This window comes from Sulfitobacter aestuariivivens (assembly GCF_014763045.1).
Taxonomy (GTDB): Bacteria; Pseudomonadota; Alphaproteobacteria; order Rhodobacterales; family Rhodobacteraceae; genus Sulfitobacter; species Sulfitobacter aestuariivivens.
The window spans coordinates 156,336-170,056 of the sequence record NZ_JACTAG010000002.1 but is presented as its reverse complement, the minus strand read 5'-3'; the positions used below and the strand labels follow the sequence as shown (position 1 = coordinate 170,056).

17 protein-coding genes are annotated in these 13,721 nt (G+C 59.7%); 6 read left to right on the top strand and 11 right to left on the bottom strand.

What is annotated here, in order from left to right; genetic code table 11:
- Nucleotides 1-19: 19 nt before the first annotated feature.
- Together atpD and H9Q16_RS10590 are read left to right on the top strand one after the other, a co-directional pair.
- Nucleotides 20-1,444 carry a F0F1 ATP synthase subunit beta gene (atpD, locus tag H9Q16_RS10595; protein ID WP_191075405.1) on the top strand — a complete coding sequence of 475 codons (1,425 nt, stop codon included), beginning with the start codon at nt 20-22 and terminating at the stop codon, nt 1,442-1,444.
- 12 nt (nt 1,445-1,456) lie between these two features.
- The gene (locus H9Q16_RS10590; RefSeq protein WP_191075404.1) at nt 1,457-1,885 is read left to right on the top strand and encodes a F0F1 ATP synthase subunit epsilon; all 429 of its coding nucleotides are present in this window, start codon (nt 1,457-1,459) and stop codon (nt 1,883-1,885) included.
- 142 nt (nt 1,886-2,027) lie between these two features.
- Here H9Q16_RS10590 and H9Q16_RS10585 read toward each other — a convergent pair whose 3' ends face one another.
- The 3 genes from H9Q16_RS10585 to H9Q16_RS10575 all read right to left on the bottom strand — a co-directional run bounded on the left by H9Q16_RS10585 (nt 2,028) and on the right by H9Q16_RS10575 (nt 3,977).
- Nucleotides 2,028-2,360 (bottom strand): type II toxin-antitoxin system death-on-curing family toxin, encoded by a 333-nt coding sequence (locus H9Q16_RS10585; RefSeq protein ID WP_191075403.1) that lies wholly within the window; start codon nt 2,358-2,360, stop codon nt 2,028-2,030.
- A 53-nt stretch (nt 2,361-2,413) separates the two neighbouring features.
- Complete coding sequence (locus tag H9Q16_RS10580) at nt 2,414-2,689, bottom strand: hypothetical protein (RefSeq protein WP_191075402.1); 276 nt, start codon at nt 2,687-2,689, stop codon at nt 2,414-2,416.
- 202 nt (nt 2,690-2,891) lie between these two features.
- Entirely contained in the window at nt 2,892-3,977 is a 1,086-nt protein-coding gene (locus H9Q16_RS10575) for an SMP-30/gluconolactonase/LRE family protein (protein WP_191075401.1), read from the bottom strand.
- 221 nt (nt 3,978-4,198) lie between these two features.
- Between H9Q16_RS10575 and H9Q16_RS10570 the strand changes: the two genes are divergently transcribed.
- Nucleotides 4,199-4,549 carry an H-type lectin domain-containing protein gene (locus H9Q16_RS10570; protein ID WP_191075400.1) on the top strand — a complete coding sequence of 117 codons (351 nt, stop codon included), beginning with the start codon at nt 4,199-4,201 and terminating at the stop codon, nt 4,547-4,549.
- A gap of 32 nt (nt 4,550-4,581) precedes the next feature.
- Nucleotides 4,582-5,178 (top strand): NAD(P)H-dependent oxidoreductase, encoded by a 597-nt coding sequence (locus H9Q16_RS10565; protein WP_191075399.1) that lies wholly within the window; start codon nt 4,582-4,584, stop codon nt 5,176-5,178.
- 26 nt (nt 5,179-5,204) lie between these two features.
- On the opposite strand, the gene H9Q16_RS10560 is transcribed toward H9Q16_RS10565, so the two are convergent.
- The gene (locus H9Q16_RS10560) at nt 5,205-6,224 is read right to left on the bottom strand and encodes a ribose-phosphate pyrophosphokinase (RefSeq protein ID WP_191075398.1); all 1,020 of its coding nucleotides are present in this window, start codon (nt 6,222-6,224) and stop codon (nt 5,205-5,207) included.
- Nucleotides 6,225-6,326: 102 nt separating this feature from the next.
- Between H9Q16_RS10560 and H9Q16_RS10555 the strand changes: the two genes are divergently transcribed.
- The gene (locus tag H9Q16_RS10555) at nt 6,327-6,923 is read left to right on the top strand and encodes a 2-hydroxychromene-2-carboxylate isomerase (protein ID WP_191075397.1); all 597 of its coding nucleotides are present in this window, start codon (nt 6,327-6,329) and stop codon (nt 6,921-6,923) included.
- Nucleotides 6,920-7,723, top strand: coding sequence for an alpha/beta fold hydrolase (locus H9Q16_RS10550; RefSeq protein WP_191075396.1), 804 nt, complete (start codon nt 6,920-6,922; stop codon nt 7,721-7,723). Before H9Q16_RS10555 ends, H9Q16_RS10550 begins: the two co-directional genes overlap by 4 nt.
- 4 nt (nt 7,724-7,727) lie before the next feature.
- Here H9Q16_RS10550 and H9Q16_RS10545 read toward each other — a convergent pair whose 3' ends face one another.
- From H9Q16_RS10545 to H9Q16_RS10515, 7 genes are all read right to left on the bottom strand, one after another.
- Nucleotides 7,728-8,759, bottom strand: coding sequence for a threonine aldolase family protein (locus H9Q16_RS10545; RefSeq protein ID WP_191075395.1), 1,032 nt, complete (start codon nt 8,757-8,759; stop codon nt 7,728-7,730).
- Nucleotides 8,759-9,229 (bottom strand): YcgN family cysteine cluster protein, encoded by a 471-nt coding sequence (locus tag H9Q16_RS10540; RefSeq protein ID WP_191075394.1) that lies wholly within the window; start codon nt 9,227-9,229, stop codon nt 8,759-8,761. Before H9Q16_RS10540 ends, H9Q16_RS10545 begins: the two co-directional genes overlap by 1 nt.
- Nucleotides 9,226-10,158: a bifunctional riboflavin kinase/FAD synthetase gene (locus tag H9Q16_RS10535; RefSeq protein WP_191075393.1), complete on the bottom strand. Its 933-nt coding sequence runs from the start codon at nt 10,156-10,158 to the stop codon at nt 9,226-9,228. Before H9Q16_RS10535 ends, H9Q16_RS10540 begins: the two co-directional genes overlap by 4 nt.
- 90 nt (nt 10,159-10,248) lie before the next feature.
- Complete coding sequence (locus tag H9Q16_RS10530) at nt 10,249-10,692, bottom strand: MaoC family dehydratase (protein WP_191075392.1); 444 nt, start codon at nt 10,690-10,692, stop codon at nt 10,249-10,251.
- An 89-nt stretch (nt 10,693-10,781) separates the two neighbouring features.
- Nucleotides 10,782-11,654: a TIGR01459 family HAD-type hydrolase gene (locus tag H9Q16_RS10525; protein WP_191075391.1), complete on the bottom strand. Its 873-nt coding sequence runs from the start codon at nt 11,652-11,654 to the stop codon at nt 10,782-10,784.
- A 211-nt stretch (nt 11,655-11,865) separates the two neighbouring features.
- The gene (locus H9Q16_RS10520) at nt 11,866-12,720 is read right to left on the bottom strand and encodes a crotonase/enoyl-CoA hydratase family protein (RefSeq protein WP_191075390.1); all 855 of its coding nucleotides are present in this window, start codon (nt 12,718-12,720) and stop codon (nt 11,866-11,868) included.
- Nucleotides 12,721-12,794: 74 nt separating this feature from the next.
- On the bottom strand, nt 12,795-13,715 hold the full coding sequence (locus tag H9Q16_RS10515) for a manganese-dependent inorganic pyrophosphatase (RefSeq protein ID WP_191075389.1): 921 nt from the start codon (nt 13,713-13,715) through the stop codon (nt 12,795-12,797).
- Between the last annotated feature and the right edge of the window lie 6 nt (nt 13,716-13,721).

The following is a 13,721-nucleotide window of genomic DNA, read 5'->3' as shown; positions in this document are numbered from 1 at the left end:
GACAAATCGGAGAAACGACATGGCAAACGCAGTCGGCAAAATCACCCAGGTCATCGGCGCTGTCGTTGACGTGCAGTTCGAGGAAAACCTGCCGGAGATCCTCAACGCGCTGACCACAGACAACAACGGCAAGACGCTGATCCTTGAAGTGGCTCAGCACCTTGGCGAAAACACCGTGCGCGCCATTGCGATGGACGCCACCGAAGGGCTCGTGCGCGGTCAAAAGGTCACTGACACCGCCGGGCCGATCTCGATCCCCGTGGGCAACCCCACACTGGGCCGGATCATGAACGTCGTGGGTGAGCCCGTGGACGAAAAAGGCCCCGTCGAGGCGGACGAGCATCGCTCGATCCACGCAGACGCGCCTGAGTTCGCAGAGCAGTCCACCACATCCGAAGTACTGGAAACCGGCATCAAGGTGATCGACCTGCTGGCGCCTTATGCCAAGGGCGGCAAGATTGGCCTCTTCGGCGGTGCCGGCGTGGGCAAGACTGTTCTGATCATGGAGTTGATCAACAACATCGCCAAAGTGCACTCGGGCTTTTCCGTGTTCGCGGGCGTGGGTGAACGGACCCGTGAGGGCAACGACCTTTACCACGAGATGATCGAGTCCGGCGTGATCGTGCCTGACAACCTGACAGAGTCCAAAGTGGCGCTGGTTTACGGTCAGATGAACGAACCTCCCGGTGCGCGTATGCGTGTGGCGTTGACAGGCCTGACACTGGCCGAACAGTTCCGCGACCAGTCCGGTACCGACGTTCTGTTCTTTGTCGACAACATCTTCCGCTTCACGCAGGCCGGGTCCGAAGTGTCCGCTCTGCTGGGTCGTATCCCTTCCGCTGTGGGCTACCAGCCGACGCTGGCCACCGACATGGGCGCGATGCAGGAACGCATTACCTCCACAAAGGCCGGTTCGATTACTTCCGTGCAAGCGGTTTATGTCCCCGCGGACGACCTTACCGACCCTGCGCCAGCGACGTCCTTTGCGCACCTTGATGCGACAACGGTTCTGTCCCGTGCGATTTCCGAATTGGGCATCTACCCTGCGGTGGACCCTTTGGATTCCACATCGCGTCTGATGGACCCGGCTGTTGTGGGTGAAGAGCACTATCAGGTGGCCCGCGACGTTCAGGGGATCCTGCAGCGTTACAAGTCGCTTCAGGACATCATCGCGATTCTCGGGATGGACGAACTGAGCGAAGAGGACAAACTGACCGTGGCCCGTGCCCGGAAGATCCAGCGCTTCCTGTCTCAGCCGTTCGACGTGGCGAAAGTGTTCACCGGTTCTGACGGTGTGCAGGTCCCGCTGGCCGATACCATCGAAAGCTTCAAGGCGGTCGTGGCCGGTGAATATGACCACCTGCCCGAAGGTGCGTTCTACATGGTGGGCGGCATCGACGAAGTGAAGGCGAAAGCCGAGCAAATGGCCGCAGACGCAGCCTAAGGAGCAGACCCAATGGCAGACACGTTTCAATTCGATCTGGTGTCGCCGGAACGGCGGCTGGCCTCAACCGAGGCCACCAGCGTCCTTATTCCGGGTGCTGAGGGTGACATGACGGCCATGGCCGACCATGCACCGGTCATCACGACGTTGCGTCCTGGTGTGCTGAAGGTCGAGGGGCCGGAAGGCACGATGGACTATGTCGTGACCGGCGGTTTTGCCGAGATCAGCAGTCGTGGGATTTCGGTGCTGGCAGAGCGCGCGTTGCCCAAGGGCGACATGACGCAAGAGCACATGGACGAGATGATGGAAGAGGCCAAGAACCTCTACTCCAAGGCGCAGGAGAATTTCCAGAATGAGCCCGGCCCGGTGGATGACGCCGCCAAGCTGATGGCCGACATGGTCGCGATGGGCGACGAGATCGGGTTGTCGGCGCGACAGTAAGTGCTGGCTGACTGAGAGATTGAAGGCCCCGCTTTGGCGGGGCCTTTTTTCATTTCATGCTTCGCTTGGCGGCTTTGAACCCGTAGTGATCAATGCTTAAGGCTGCTTACGGCTCGGTAGCTTGCAATAGACAGTTGGCGGCTCATGTAACCACGATTTTCAACCAGAACGCGACGCTTTCTTGGGAGCGGTCGCCGGTCACAAGATCGACCACAACGTCATCCAATTTTGCTCTTGCGGCAGGTTCCATTTCATAGCCGCTTGCACGTATGAATACCAACGTAAGCAAAACAGCTGTACGCTTATTGCCATCAGCGAAACCGTGTGCGTTGGCAACGCCGTGCATTAGCGCGGCGGCCTTTTCGTGAAGAGTCGGATAAGGTGCTACCCCGGCAAACTCTGCGTAGGGCCGCGCTATGGCCCCACGAATGGCGTCCTCGTTCAAGATATAGGGCAATGGGTCATCGACTTTCATTGCGCGTCGGTAAACGCTTAGCGTATCACGCCAAGTTACCTGATATAGAGGCATTAACGATCTTTGAGCCTGTCCAGAACGTCTTGAATATCGTCGCCGGCCAGCTCAATCAGTTTGTCCATTTCAGCTTGCGACAAGCTTTCCTTGATGACCGCAAGGTCGCTCTTTTTCTCAGAAACAACATCCGTCTTGGCGTCAACCCCACTGAATGAGCGTCGCGGCATCGCTTTTGTCACCATGTCCTGACCAGACTTCGACTCGCGTGCAACTTGGTAGGTGCCCAACACGACCTTCTTGCCTTGAGCCTTTTCGTTCTTGCGTTCTGCCATGTTGCTTGTCTCCGTTGCTATATGTGGACCGGATGAATGTTAATATCAAGTAAGTCTCGATAATGGGCAAAAGCTGTTGTTCGGTTGGAGCCTTTCTGAAAGCACTCCTTAGCCATTGTCATGCAAATGGCAGCTCTGTTTGCGCGGCAGTCATATGCAGCAGAACAAGAGCGATCGTTCCGGCTTGCCGAAATCGCTCGAGTTACCGCGCGTCCCAACGTCCCAACCAATCCGCACTCAGGGACGTCACCCAAAGTCCCCCGTCTACCGCGCGCACGGCCCCGGTGGTCAGCGGATAGCCTGCTGACGGGTCTTGCCATGTCTTGGTCACACGTCCCGTTTCGTCAAGGTGCAGGATGAAGCCGTAGCTGACCGCCTTGGGCCGCCACGCCACTGGAAGCCGTTGCAAAATTTTGCGCAGGAAGGGGTAGGGCGCCGCCAAATCGGCAGCTGGCGCACGCCGGGAGACGAGGCCCAGCAAAAAACCGCCCTGTGTGTCGCGTTTGATGTTGTCGGGAAAACCGGGGAGGTTAGTCAGCACGTCCTCGACCTCGCCCGCGCGTTCCCCGGCGATCCAAAGTCGCCGCACCGCATAGGCGCCTGTCTCTACGAACAGCAGCCATTCCCCCGTCGGCCCCATGGCCACGCCATTTGCAAAGCTGATCCCTTCGAGCATGACCGCTGTATCGCCCGTCGCGGGATCGTAGCGCAGCAGGCGCCCGGTTGATCCGTGCTCGAGAATCTCAAGATAGGAGGCTTGCAGGGTGCCGCCCCATTCTCTGGCGCCAAATTTCGTCGAGGCATCCGAGAACCAGACCGCCCCGTCGGGCGCGAAATCCAGGCTGTTGGCATAACGTATCGGGTCGCCTTCGACTGTTTGGGATGCGACGACTTTTGGCCCATCCGGCCCGATCCGGGTCAGCCCCAGATAGGCGTCGGCCACCCAGACCACCCCGTCCGGGTCGACCTCGATCCCCAGCGGTCGGCCCTGAGTTTCTGCATGAACCATCATGTTTCCCTCGGGGCTGCGGGCCAGAACATCGCCGCCTTCGGTGGTGATATAGATGGTTCCGTTTGAGGAAATCGCTGCGTCTTCGGGCCCGTGACGGCCAAGAATGGCCTGCTTTTGCAGATCGGCGAGTGCGGTATTGGGCACATAGGCCCCCGTGTAGCCCGTGCTTTTCGGGGCCTGCCAGGCCACCGGTGCGACGGGCACCGGCCAGAACAGCAGATAGCCAATCGCGAGGACCAGCAGCACAAGCAACATGCGGATGAGGGTGCGAAACATCCAGACGCCTTTCCGGTTCTGTGGGAGACCAAATTACCCAAGGCTAAGGCGGCAGGGTACGTACATGCAACTGCAAGCTGCAGAATTCCGCCGGCGACCAGACGTCAAGACCATATCTTCCGCCCAAAACTTCGCCCGCGGGCATGGCCTCTTCCCCTTGGCCCGGTTCCGACCTAGACTTTACGTAAGCGGGTTGAGGCATTGAGAAAAACAATTCTGAGATGAGGAAGTTGCGTAGTCACACGGTAGGCGTGGACAGTGGCGAAGTTGTCCTGTTCTCAGACTACGAAGACGGCGGCGAGATGTGGACAGGCCGTGGTCAGCGCGAGCGTCGTCGCCATATCCGGTTTTCGGAAAGCTACAGGGCACCACCCAACGTGCAGTTGGCGCTGTCGTTGTGGGACGTGGATGCAAGCACCACAATGCGTGTCGACCTTCAGCCCGAGGCAATCACAAAGTCAGGCTTTGACATGGTGTTTCGCACTTGGGGTGACACGCGTGTTGCGCGGGTTCGGATTGCCTGGACGGCGATTGGCGAGATGGCCGACACGGACGACTGGGATGTAGTCTAGGGCGCTTGTTTGCGGATAAAAGGATGCAGCCAATGCAGGTGCTTGTCGTTCTGGATCATCCGGACCCGCGCGCGTTCAGCGCCGCTGTCGCGTCGCGCTTTAGTGCCGGGGCCGAGACTGCGGGGCACCGGGTTGAACTGGCGGATTTGCACGCTGAGGGCTTTGACCCGCGCTGGACCCTTGCTGACATAGAGGGCGACCGTTCGGGTGTGCCGCCGGCAGATGTGCAGCGCGAACAGACCCGCATCGCGCGCGCGGATGCGATCTGTTTCGTATTCCCCCTTTTCTGGTGGGGCATGCCAGCGATGACCAAAGGGTGGGTGGACAGGGTCTGGTCCTGGGGCTGGGCCTATGATCAGCTTGAAGACCCGGAGCTCTCTCTTCAACGTCCGCGCACAGGCGTGTTTCTGGTGCCCGCCGGGGCGCGGTCGGATGAAATGGAGGAGTGCGGGTATCAGCAGGCGATTGAGACCCAGTGGCTGAAGGGAGCTTTCGGCTACTTCGGGTTTCGCACTAGGGAGTTGTTGGTCCTTAACGGCTCGAAAGGATCGAAGAAAAGGCGTGAGGCGCTTTTGGATCGTGCATTTGAGGCAGGCAAGGCGCTCAAGGACCCTGGAGGGCCTGATTGAATAGGCTTTGCGACGTGGTGGGACAGTTACTCTGCCGCGTACATGCCATCGTAGATCGGGCCGAGTGTATCAGCCTCAAAGAGCGATGAGACGGATGTGCCGTTCCAGATATTGAGGATCGCCTGTGCAAACATCGGGGCGGTGGGGACGATGCGGATGTTTTCGGCTTTCTTGATTTCCGGCGTCGGGGCGATGCTGTCGGTGATTACCAGTGACTTCATTACTGAATTGGTCACCCGGTCGACGGCCGGGCCGGACATGACGCCGTGGGTGATATAGGAATGGACCTCTTTGGCGCCATTCTCAAGCAGTACTTCGGCGGCTTTGCACAGGGTGCCGGCAGTGTCGCAGATGTCATCGACAATGAGGCACGTCTTGCCTTTCACGTCACCGATGACGGTCATTTCCGCGACCTCGCCGGGTTTTTCGCGCCGTTTGTCGACGATGGACAGCGGTGCATTCACGCGCTTTGCAAGTTCGCGGGCGCGCGACACGCCGCCGACGTCAGGTGATACGATCATCAGGTCGCCCATCTGGTCCTTGAAATGCGTCTTGATATCCAGCGCAAAGACGGGCGAGGCATAAAGGTTGTCTACGGGGATATCAAAGAAACCCTGGATCTGTGCCGCATGCAAATCCATGGTCAGCACGCGTTCGATCCCGGTGCCGACCAGCATGTTTGCCACGAGTTTGGCGGTGATCGGCGTGCGGGCCTTGGTCCGTCTGTCCTGACGGGCATACCCGAAATAGGGCAGGACCGCAGTCACACGTGTGGCGGAAGAGCGCCGGAGCGCGTCCGCCATGATCAGCAGCTCCATCAGGTTGTCATTGGCCGGGTTTGACGTAGACTGGATGATGAACATGTCCTCGCCTCGGACGTTTTCAAACACCTCGACAAAGATTTCCCCGTCGTTGAACCGCTCTACCCGGGTGTCGACCAGACCCACATTGACCCCCCTGTGCAGCGACATGCGCCGTGCGATGGCTTTTGCAAGTGGCATATTGGCATTGCCGGAGATGAGTTTGGGCTCGGATGTGCGTGGCATGGGGGCTCCGTGGCAGCGAAGAGATGACAGATTCGTGTCGTTGAACACCGCTTAACACGCAGCTACCCTACGGCAAAGCAATCAGCCCGAAGGAATGCCTAAATGGCCACCATAGACTATTATTTCGCAACACTTTCTCCCTATTGCTACCTGGCCGGGCAGCGGTTGGAGGAGGTCGCGGCCAAATACGGGGCTGACATCAACTACAAGCCCTTTGACTTGATCACTGCGTTTTCCCGAACCGGCGGCACCTTGCCCAAGGATCGGCACATCAGCCGGATCGAATACCGCGCGCAGGCCATGCCACGTGAGGCAAGAAAGCAGGGGATGCCTTTTAACCTGCAACCGGCGCATTGGCCGACAAACGGGGCACCTGCGGCCTATGCGTTTATCGCGGCTCAGAACGCAGGTGGGGGTGATCTGGGCAAATTGGCACATGTCATCACGCGCAGTGTCTGGGCGGATGAAAAGGATATCGCGCAGGATGACGTGGTACGGGCGTGCCTGACCGAAGCGGGGTTCGATCCTGGTCTTGCCGACAGCGGGATGCTTGTCGGGGCAGAGACCTATGCCCGCAATCTTGAAGAAGCGGTTGATGCCGGTGTCTTTGGCGCCCCGTTCTATATCGTCGAAGATCAGCGGTTCTGGGGTCAGGACAAACTGGAAGACCTTGATTTGCATCTGGCCGGAAAGCTGTGACCGCCCAACCGGGGTTTACGCCACATGTCTCGACCCTTGGCAGCGGCCCGCGCCGCGTGCTGGCGTTGCATTGCACGCTGGCCTTTGGCGGGGCCTGGGCAGGGATCGCGCGGCAATTGGGCGACAGTGTTACGCTGGTGGCACCCGACATGCCCAGCCATGGGAAGAGTGCGGATTGGGACGGCGTCAGCGATTTCTCTGACACCGTCTATGCGGCGTCCCTTGGGGTGATGGACGCAGAGCCGATGGACGTTATCGGCCATTCCTTTGGGGCGGCGACGGCACTGCGGATCGCCGTCGCGCATCCTGAGCGAGTGCGCAGCCTGACGATGTTCGAGCCGGTGTTCTTTGCGGTCGCACAGGAAGACGACCCGCAGAGCATGGTTTCGCATAACCAGCATGCCGCGCCTTTTTTCGAGGCCATGGAACAAGGGGACAGCGCCGTGGGCGCGCGCGCGTTCAACCGGATGTGGAGCGGGGCCGGCAAATGGGACAGCCTGCCCGAGCGGGCTCGCGCCGCCATGGTCCGGGCCATTCATGTGGTGCCGGGCACGCACGGTTTTCTGTTTGATGACACCGAAGGCTTGTTGCGCCCCGGTGTTCTTGAGGCGGTCCGCATTCCCACAGCAGTGATGCGGGGCGAGCATGCCCTGCCTGTCATCATCGCGACCAACGACGGGTTGGCGCGGCGTCTGGGCAATGCAGAAAACCTTGTGATCGAGGGGGCAGGGCACATGGGGCCGATCACCCACGCCCGGGCTGTTGCCGATCACATTGCGGCTGTGATGGCGCGCGGCTGATGGCCTAGAAGTGGCTGAGAAAGCGGTCGATATCCTCGCGGCTGATTGACCAGTCACACACCAGCCGCGCCGATATCAACGCATCCGCGTCGCCTTCCAGGCCTGCGTGCCGCTCATACCGCGCCCCTGCGGTGTCCAGTCTGCGGTGCACAGCGCGCGGAATCAGCGGATAGAGCATGTTCGCCTCGACCTTGTGCAGAAAGGTGATCCCGCGTTCGGTGAGGCCCTGCGCCAGATAGGCGGCATTGTCGTTGGCAAGCTGTGCGATGTCGCGCCATAGATCGTCCTCCAGATACGCGGCCATTTGGGCGGACAGGTAGCGGTGCTTGGAAAACAGATGCGCCCCGCGTTTGCGCCGCAACTCAAATTCCCACGCCTTGGAGGGGTCAAAAAACACAACCGCCTCGACGCCCATGCACCCGTTCTTGGTGCCACCAAAGCTGACGACATCAACGCCGGCCTTCCATGTCATCTCAGCGGCGCTGCACCCCAGGGCGACAGCGGCGTTGGAAAACCGTGCGCCGTCCAGATGCACCGGCAGGCCATAGTCCTTTGCCACTGCGTTGAGCGCCTGCAGTTCGTCCAGCGAATGAACGGTTCCGCGTTCTGTCACCTGGGTGATCGATACGGGCCCGCGCTGCGCCATGCTGACGTCTGTGGGATCCTGCATTTCGATTGCTGCGCGCAGGGTGTCGGGCGACATTTTCTCTGCTTCACCGACAAGGATCAGTTTCGCCCCGCCCGCGAAGAATTCCGGCGCGTTGCACTCATCCACTTGGATATGCGAGGTCTTTGCGCAAAAAATTGTGTTCCACGGCTGGCAATAGGTGGCCAGAGCCAGCGCGTTCGCTGCTGTTCCTGTCGGCACCAGATAGACCGCTGCGTCCGGTGCCTCAAAGGTCTGGCGGACGGCCGCGCGCACCTCGTCCATGATCGGATCATTGCCATAAGGCAGCGCGAAGCCGTCGTTTGCCCGCAGGACCCGGTCCATGATCTGGGGATGTACGGGCCCCGCGTTGTCGGATGCAAAGAACATCAGGTGTTCTCCTCGATGATGTGGTCTTCCCATTCTTCGAACGGGGTGTCGAATTCAGATACCGTTTGACCGCGCACAGAGATACCGGCCCGATGAACGCTTTCGGGGCTGCCGCTGATCAGAGGATGCCAGTCGGGAAGCGGATTTTTCTGGAAAATCAGCCGGTAGGCGCAGGTTTCAGGAAGCCAATACATATGACCTGCAATCGTATCGGGTGTCAGGACAATACAGTCGGGAACGAACTGATGACGGTTCTGGTAATGCGCGCACAGGCAGGTCGCATCGTCCAGCAACCGGCACGCGATGCGCGTTAGCGCCACGTCACCGCTGTCCTCATCTTCCAACTTGTTGAGGCAGCATTTGCCGCAGCCATCACAGAGCGCCTCCCATTCCGCGTTGGTCATGCGTTTCATGGGGATGTCTTCCCAGAAACGGGGACGCAAACCGTTGCGGGGAATCGGGTCAGTCACAGGTCGCCCAGTATTTTACGAGCGCGGGTGCTGTCAGCATCCATCTGGGTAATCAGGGCATCGAGGCTGTCAAACCTTTCTTCCCCCCGCAGATGTTCAACCAGCGCCACAGAAAGCGCTGTGCCATATAGATCGCCCTTGAAATCAAAGAGGAAACTTTCCAGGTTGGCGGTGTTTTCCCCAAACATGGGCCGCACACCAAGGCTTGCAACGCCTTGATAGGTACCTGCATGCGGTCCTTCCAATACATCGACCAGAACCGCGTAAACCCCGAAGGCGGGCGGATGCAGCCCGTCGATCGACATGTTGGCCGTCGGATAACCCAGTTCGCGCCCGCGTTTTTCGCCATGCAGCACCTGACCGTCGATCCGGTGCCAGTGCCCCAGCATCGCCGCGGCTTCGCGCGGGGTGCCGTCGCTCAGAGCGCGCCGGATTGCGGTGGACGATACGGTCTGATCGCCCTCTGCCATCAGGGGGGCAATCGTGACGCCAAATCCGAATTGCTTGCCAAACGCGACAAGGTGTTCTGCTGTACCGGCCCGACCCTTGCCAAAGCAGAAATCAGCGCCAACGACGACATGCTGCAGGCCCAAGCCAGCATGGATCACATCGCGGGCAAATTCCAGCGGGGTAAGGCCGGCAAGCCCGGCATCGAAACGCAATTCATAGAGCCGCTGAACACCCACTTTCTCGAGCCGGTGCGCCCGCGCATCGGCGCTCATCAGGCGGAAGGGAGGCGCATCGGGCGCAAAAAATTCACGTGGATGGGGCTCGAACGTGACGATGCCCAAGGGCGCATCCGGCGCGGCCTTGCGCGCGAGGTCGATCACCGACAGATGCCCGCGATGCACGCCGTCGAAATTGCCAATCGCGGCACTTGCGCCGCGATCTGCCGCATCCACAAACTGGTAGTCGCGCATGATCTTCATGGGCCTTGCCTAGCCGTGGCACGGAACAGAGGCAAGCCGCCCCTGCTTCATCTTTCCAATAAACTCATCTGCGATGGGCTGCGGGCGTTCTCAGTCGAATTTGCGCGATGGGGCCAGCACCGTAGCTTCGCCTACCAACACCTTCTTGCCCTCGACCGAGCAGTGGCAATCCATCCGCACGATACGACGGGCCGGATCGATATCGGTCACCTTGACCTCGGCATAGACCACGTCGCCGGGGCGCACAGGCGCGAGAAACTTGAGCGACTGGCCCAGATAGACGGTGCCGTGGCCGGGCAGCTGTTCCCCGATCACGGCAGAGATCAGACCCGCCGTCAGCATCCCGTGGGCGATGCGGCCCTGAAAGATCGTGTCCTGAGCATAATCGTCGTCGAGGTGCACCGGGTTGCGGTCGGTGGAGATGGTCGCGAACATCTCGATATCTTCGTCCGTCACCTGCTTGCGGATATAGCGGAACATCCCGATCTCGATGTCTTCGATAACGATTGTGCCGCGCGGGAGATTGTCCAACATGAGCCACCTTCAAGTAATAATATGCCAACCAGTCGATCTGATTGGCAACTTTATTACTTTGCAGATGCAGAAAATCAAGAGGAAAATGGCTAGCGCAAAAATCCGATTGAAAAGGTCGGCGCAGACATTTCTCTTTGCAAGTAAGCGGTTAGCGCATCCGGGTCGGGCTGATTGCTGGTTTTGGTCTCAGCGGCTGCCAACCCACCGGTGATGAACAGAGAATCAATGTCCTCGCCCATCGCTCCGGCGATGTCTGTAAGCACGCCGTCCCCGATGGCCAATATGCGCCCGTCAGGAATGTCGGCTCCAAGGGCGGACAGTCTGCGCCGCGCCAGATCGTAGATCGGCGGATGGGGTTTGCCGAAATAGAGGCTCTCGCCCCCCATCTCAGAATACAGCTTTGCCAGGGCACCCGCGCACCATTCGCGCTGTTCGCCCCGGTCCACGACGATGTCGGGGTTGGCGCACAAGAGCTTCATCCCGCGGTCGCGTGCGACAGCGAAATGGGGCCGCATGGCTTCGGGATCGGCATGGGGGTCTTCGGGGCCGGTACAGACAATGCCCTGTGCCTGATCCAACGGAACGCGGGTGATCTCTATGGGATTGTCCAATAGGCTGAGCGGTTCGAAAAAGGGCATGTCGTGTGGCTGGCCGATGAACCAGACCTTTTGGCCGACAGCGCCCTGAAACATGGCCGAGCGGGCGGAATCGCCCGATGTGGCGATGGTGTCATAGCAATCGTCAGGCACTTCAAAATGTGCCAGTTGCTGCATCACCCCTTTGCGGGGGCGCGGTGCGTTGGTGACCAGCACGACCTTGCCACCACGCTTGCGGTAGGCGCGCAGGGCAGCGACCGCATCGGGGAAGGCTTTGACACCGTTATGCACGCAGCCCCAGAGGTCCACGAAGAGCGCATCATAACGGTCGGAAATCTCGGAAAGGTGTTCAATGATCTGGGTCATGGGCCGCGTCCTTTGGGTTCGCGTTCCGCTTACGGGATTTCAAAGTGGGATGAAACCGGTCTGTGCACACCACCCGTGGGCTTATCCTGTGCGGCTTGCGTCGGGATTTGAGTTTAATCGGAAAGATGAAGGTCGGGTCTGTTTCATCTTTCCAATAAACTCATTGCCGCGTCGGCGGCTGGGCCTGTCGGCCGGGATGGTGCGCGCCGGATCATTCGCTGTTGCCGGGAATCTGACGGTTGCGGGTCCAGTCGAACGTGCCCTGATCGCGCTCTTCGACGGCCTGTTTCCAGCCAACGCTTTCGGACCGCGCCTTGAAGTTCAGCCCTTCCGGTGAGTGCCGCGTGATGCCGTCAAAGACTGTTGCCAGGCGTTGGGTCTGGGTCAAAGTGGCCTCCATCGTCTGGTTGATGACCATTTTGTGCATGGCAAGTTGGTTGATTGGGACGGAGGCCATGCGGGTTGCCAGTGCCTCGACCTCTGCGCCCAGTTTGTCGGCGGGGACCGATTTCAGCACCAGCCCCATCTCGGCGGCCTCGACGCCGGTGATTCTGTCGCCGGTAAACATCATGCGTTTGGCTTTCTCCGGTCCCAGGCGGTAAACCCACATGGCGGTGGTCGGGCATCCCCAGACGCGCGCCGGCATGTACCCAATTTGTGCGTCATCAGCCATCACCACCAGATCGCAGCACAATGCGATATCCGAGCCGCCTGCTACGGCAAATCCATGGATTTTGCAGATCACCGGTTTCATCGCGCGAAAGAGCGACATGAAAGCCTGCGTGTTGGCCCACATGAACTGGTAGTCCTGCATCGGATCCCAGGGCATGTCCTGCGTTATTTTGTTATCGGGGTCTGCCGCATAATGCGCCAGATCGTACCCTGCGCAGAAGGCCTTGCCGGCACCTGACAGGATCATCACATGGACCTGCGGATCCGCGTCCGCACGGGCCACCGCATCCGCGAGGTCGCGCGGCATGTCGTCGTCAATGGCGTTCATCACCTCAGGTCTGTTGAGGGTGATGCGGGCGATGCGGCCATCGCGTTCGTAAAGCACCGTGGGCATCAAAAGGCTCCTCTCCGGTTATGGAAAGGAGCCTATGCAAATGTGGTGGCTTGGCAAGCAGCTGGCGGGCGTGCCTACATCTTAAGGCTGGGGATGATCTGCTTTTTGCGGCTGACGATGCCGGGCAGCACCACGGTGTCGCCCTGAACGGTCGCGCCAAAGCTTTGCTCGGCGATGTGTTTGACCATGTCGTTGGGCACCATCAGTGTGGCTTGTTCATTCAGGATATCGACGATGAAAAGCAATACCTGTGCGGCCCCGTCTTCTTCTGCCACGCCGGGCATGGCTGCCATCAGGGCATCCTTGCGGTCAAGCAGAGAGGCAGGCGATGTGGTTTCCAGAACGGAGACACGCAGGCCAGTGCCATCAAGGTCAAATTCCTTGCTGTCCATGCGCAGCAGCTCCGCCTCGGAAAAGGCAGAGACGTCGGATTTTGCCGCGAACATGTCAGCGGCGTATGAGGCGATGTCGACGCCCAGTTCCTCTGCGATGGCATGGGCAATCGCCTTGTCTTCCTGCGTGGTTGTGGGGCTGCGGAATTCCAGCGTGTCTGACAGGATGCAGCTGAGCGCGGCCCCTTTGACGGTGAGCGGCGCCTGAGACCAGTCTGAGCCGATCATCTTGTACATGATCGTTGCGGTACATGCCAAAGGCTGGATATTGATTTCGATCGGGGCGCGGGTTTCGAGACCGGCAACAAGGCGGTGATGGTCGATAATGCCCTGGATGTCGGCGTCGTTGATGTTGTCGGGCAACTCTGCGGGGTTGTTTGTGTCAACGATCACAACAGGCGTGTCCGGGGCCAGGTCGGTCAGGATCTCGGGCTTTTCGATATTCCAGTGCTCGAGCATAAAATGCGCTTCGGTGTTCGGGTCGCCCAGTAGTATTGGCTTGGCCGCCACGCCCTTGATCTGATTGAGATACCAGGCCCAGATGATCGGGCTGCCGGTGCTGTCGGTGTCGGGGGATTTATGGCCGAATACGAGCGTGGTCATGAGAGC

Excerpts from the sequence above, each read along its gene's own strand:
- H9Q16_RS10560 (WP_191075398.1), bottom strand. The coding sequence starts at position 6,224 with ATGCCACGCACATCCGAGCCCAAACTCATCTCCGGCAATGCCAATATG.
- H9Q16_RS10570 (WP_191075400.1), top strand. The coding sequence starts at position 4,199 with ATGAGGAAGTTGCGTAGTCACACGGTAGGCGTGGACAGTGGCGAAGTT.
- H9Q16_RS10535 (WP_191075393.1), bottom strand. The coding sequence starts at position 10,158 with ATGAAGATCATGCGCGACTACCAGTTTGTGGATGCGGCAGATCGCGGC.
- H9Q16_RS10555 (WP_191075397.1), top strand. The coding sequence starts at position 6,327 with ATGGCCACCATAGACTATTATTTCGCAACACTTTCTCCCTATTGCTAC.
- H9Q16_RS10515 (WP_191075389.1), bottom strand. The coding sequence starts at position 13,715 with ATGACCACGCTCGTATTCGGCCATAAATCCCCCGACACCGACAGCACC.
- H9Q16_RS10580 (WP_191075402.1), bottom strand. The coding sequence starts at position 2,689 with ATGGCAGAACGCAAGAACGAAAAGGCTCAAGGCAAGAAGGTCGTGTTG.
- H9Q16_RS10590 (WP_191075404.1), top strand. The coding sequence starts at position 1,457 with ATGGCAGACACGTTTCAATTCGATCTGGTGTCGCCGGAACGGCGGCTG.
- H9Q16_RS10575 (WP_191075401.1), bottom strand. The coding sequence starts at position 3,977 with ATGTTTCGCACCCTCATCCGCATGTTGCTTGTGCTGCTGGTCCTCGCG.
- H9Q16_RS10545 (WP_191075395.1), bottom strand. The coding sequence starts at position 8,759 with ATGTTCTTTGCATCCGACAACGCGGGGCCCGTACATCCCCAGATCATG.
- H9Q16_RS10525 (WP_191075391.1), bottom strand. The coding sequence starts at position 11,654 with ATGACCCAGATCATTGAACACCTTTCCGAGATTTCCGACCGTTATGAT.
- atpD (WP_191075405.1), top strand. The coding sequence starts at position 20 with ATGGCAAACGCAGTCGGCAAAATCACCCAGGTCATCGGCGCTGTCGTT.
- H9Q16_RS10530 (WP_191075392.1), bottom strand. The coding sequence starts at position 10,692 with ATGTTGGACAATCTCCCGCGCGGCACAATCGTTATCGAAGACATCGAG.
- H9Q16_RS10565 (WP_191075399.1), top strand. The coding sequence starts at position 4,582 with ATGCAGGTGCTTGTCGTTCTGGATCATCCGGACCCGCGCGCGTTCAGC.
- H9Q16_RS10585 (WP_191075403.1), bottom strand. The coding sequence starts at position 2,360 with ATGAAAGTCGATGACCCATTGCCCTATATCTTGAACGAGGACGCCATT.
- H9Q16_RS10520 (WP_191075390.1), bottom strand. The coding sequence starts at position 12,720 with ATGCCCACGGTGCTTTACGAACGCGATGGCCGCATCGCCCGCATCACC.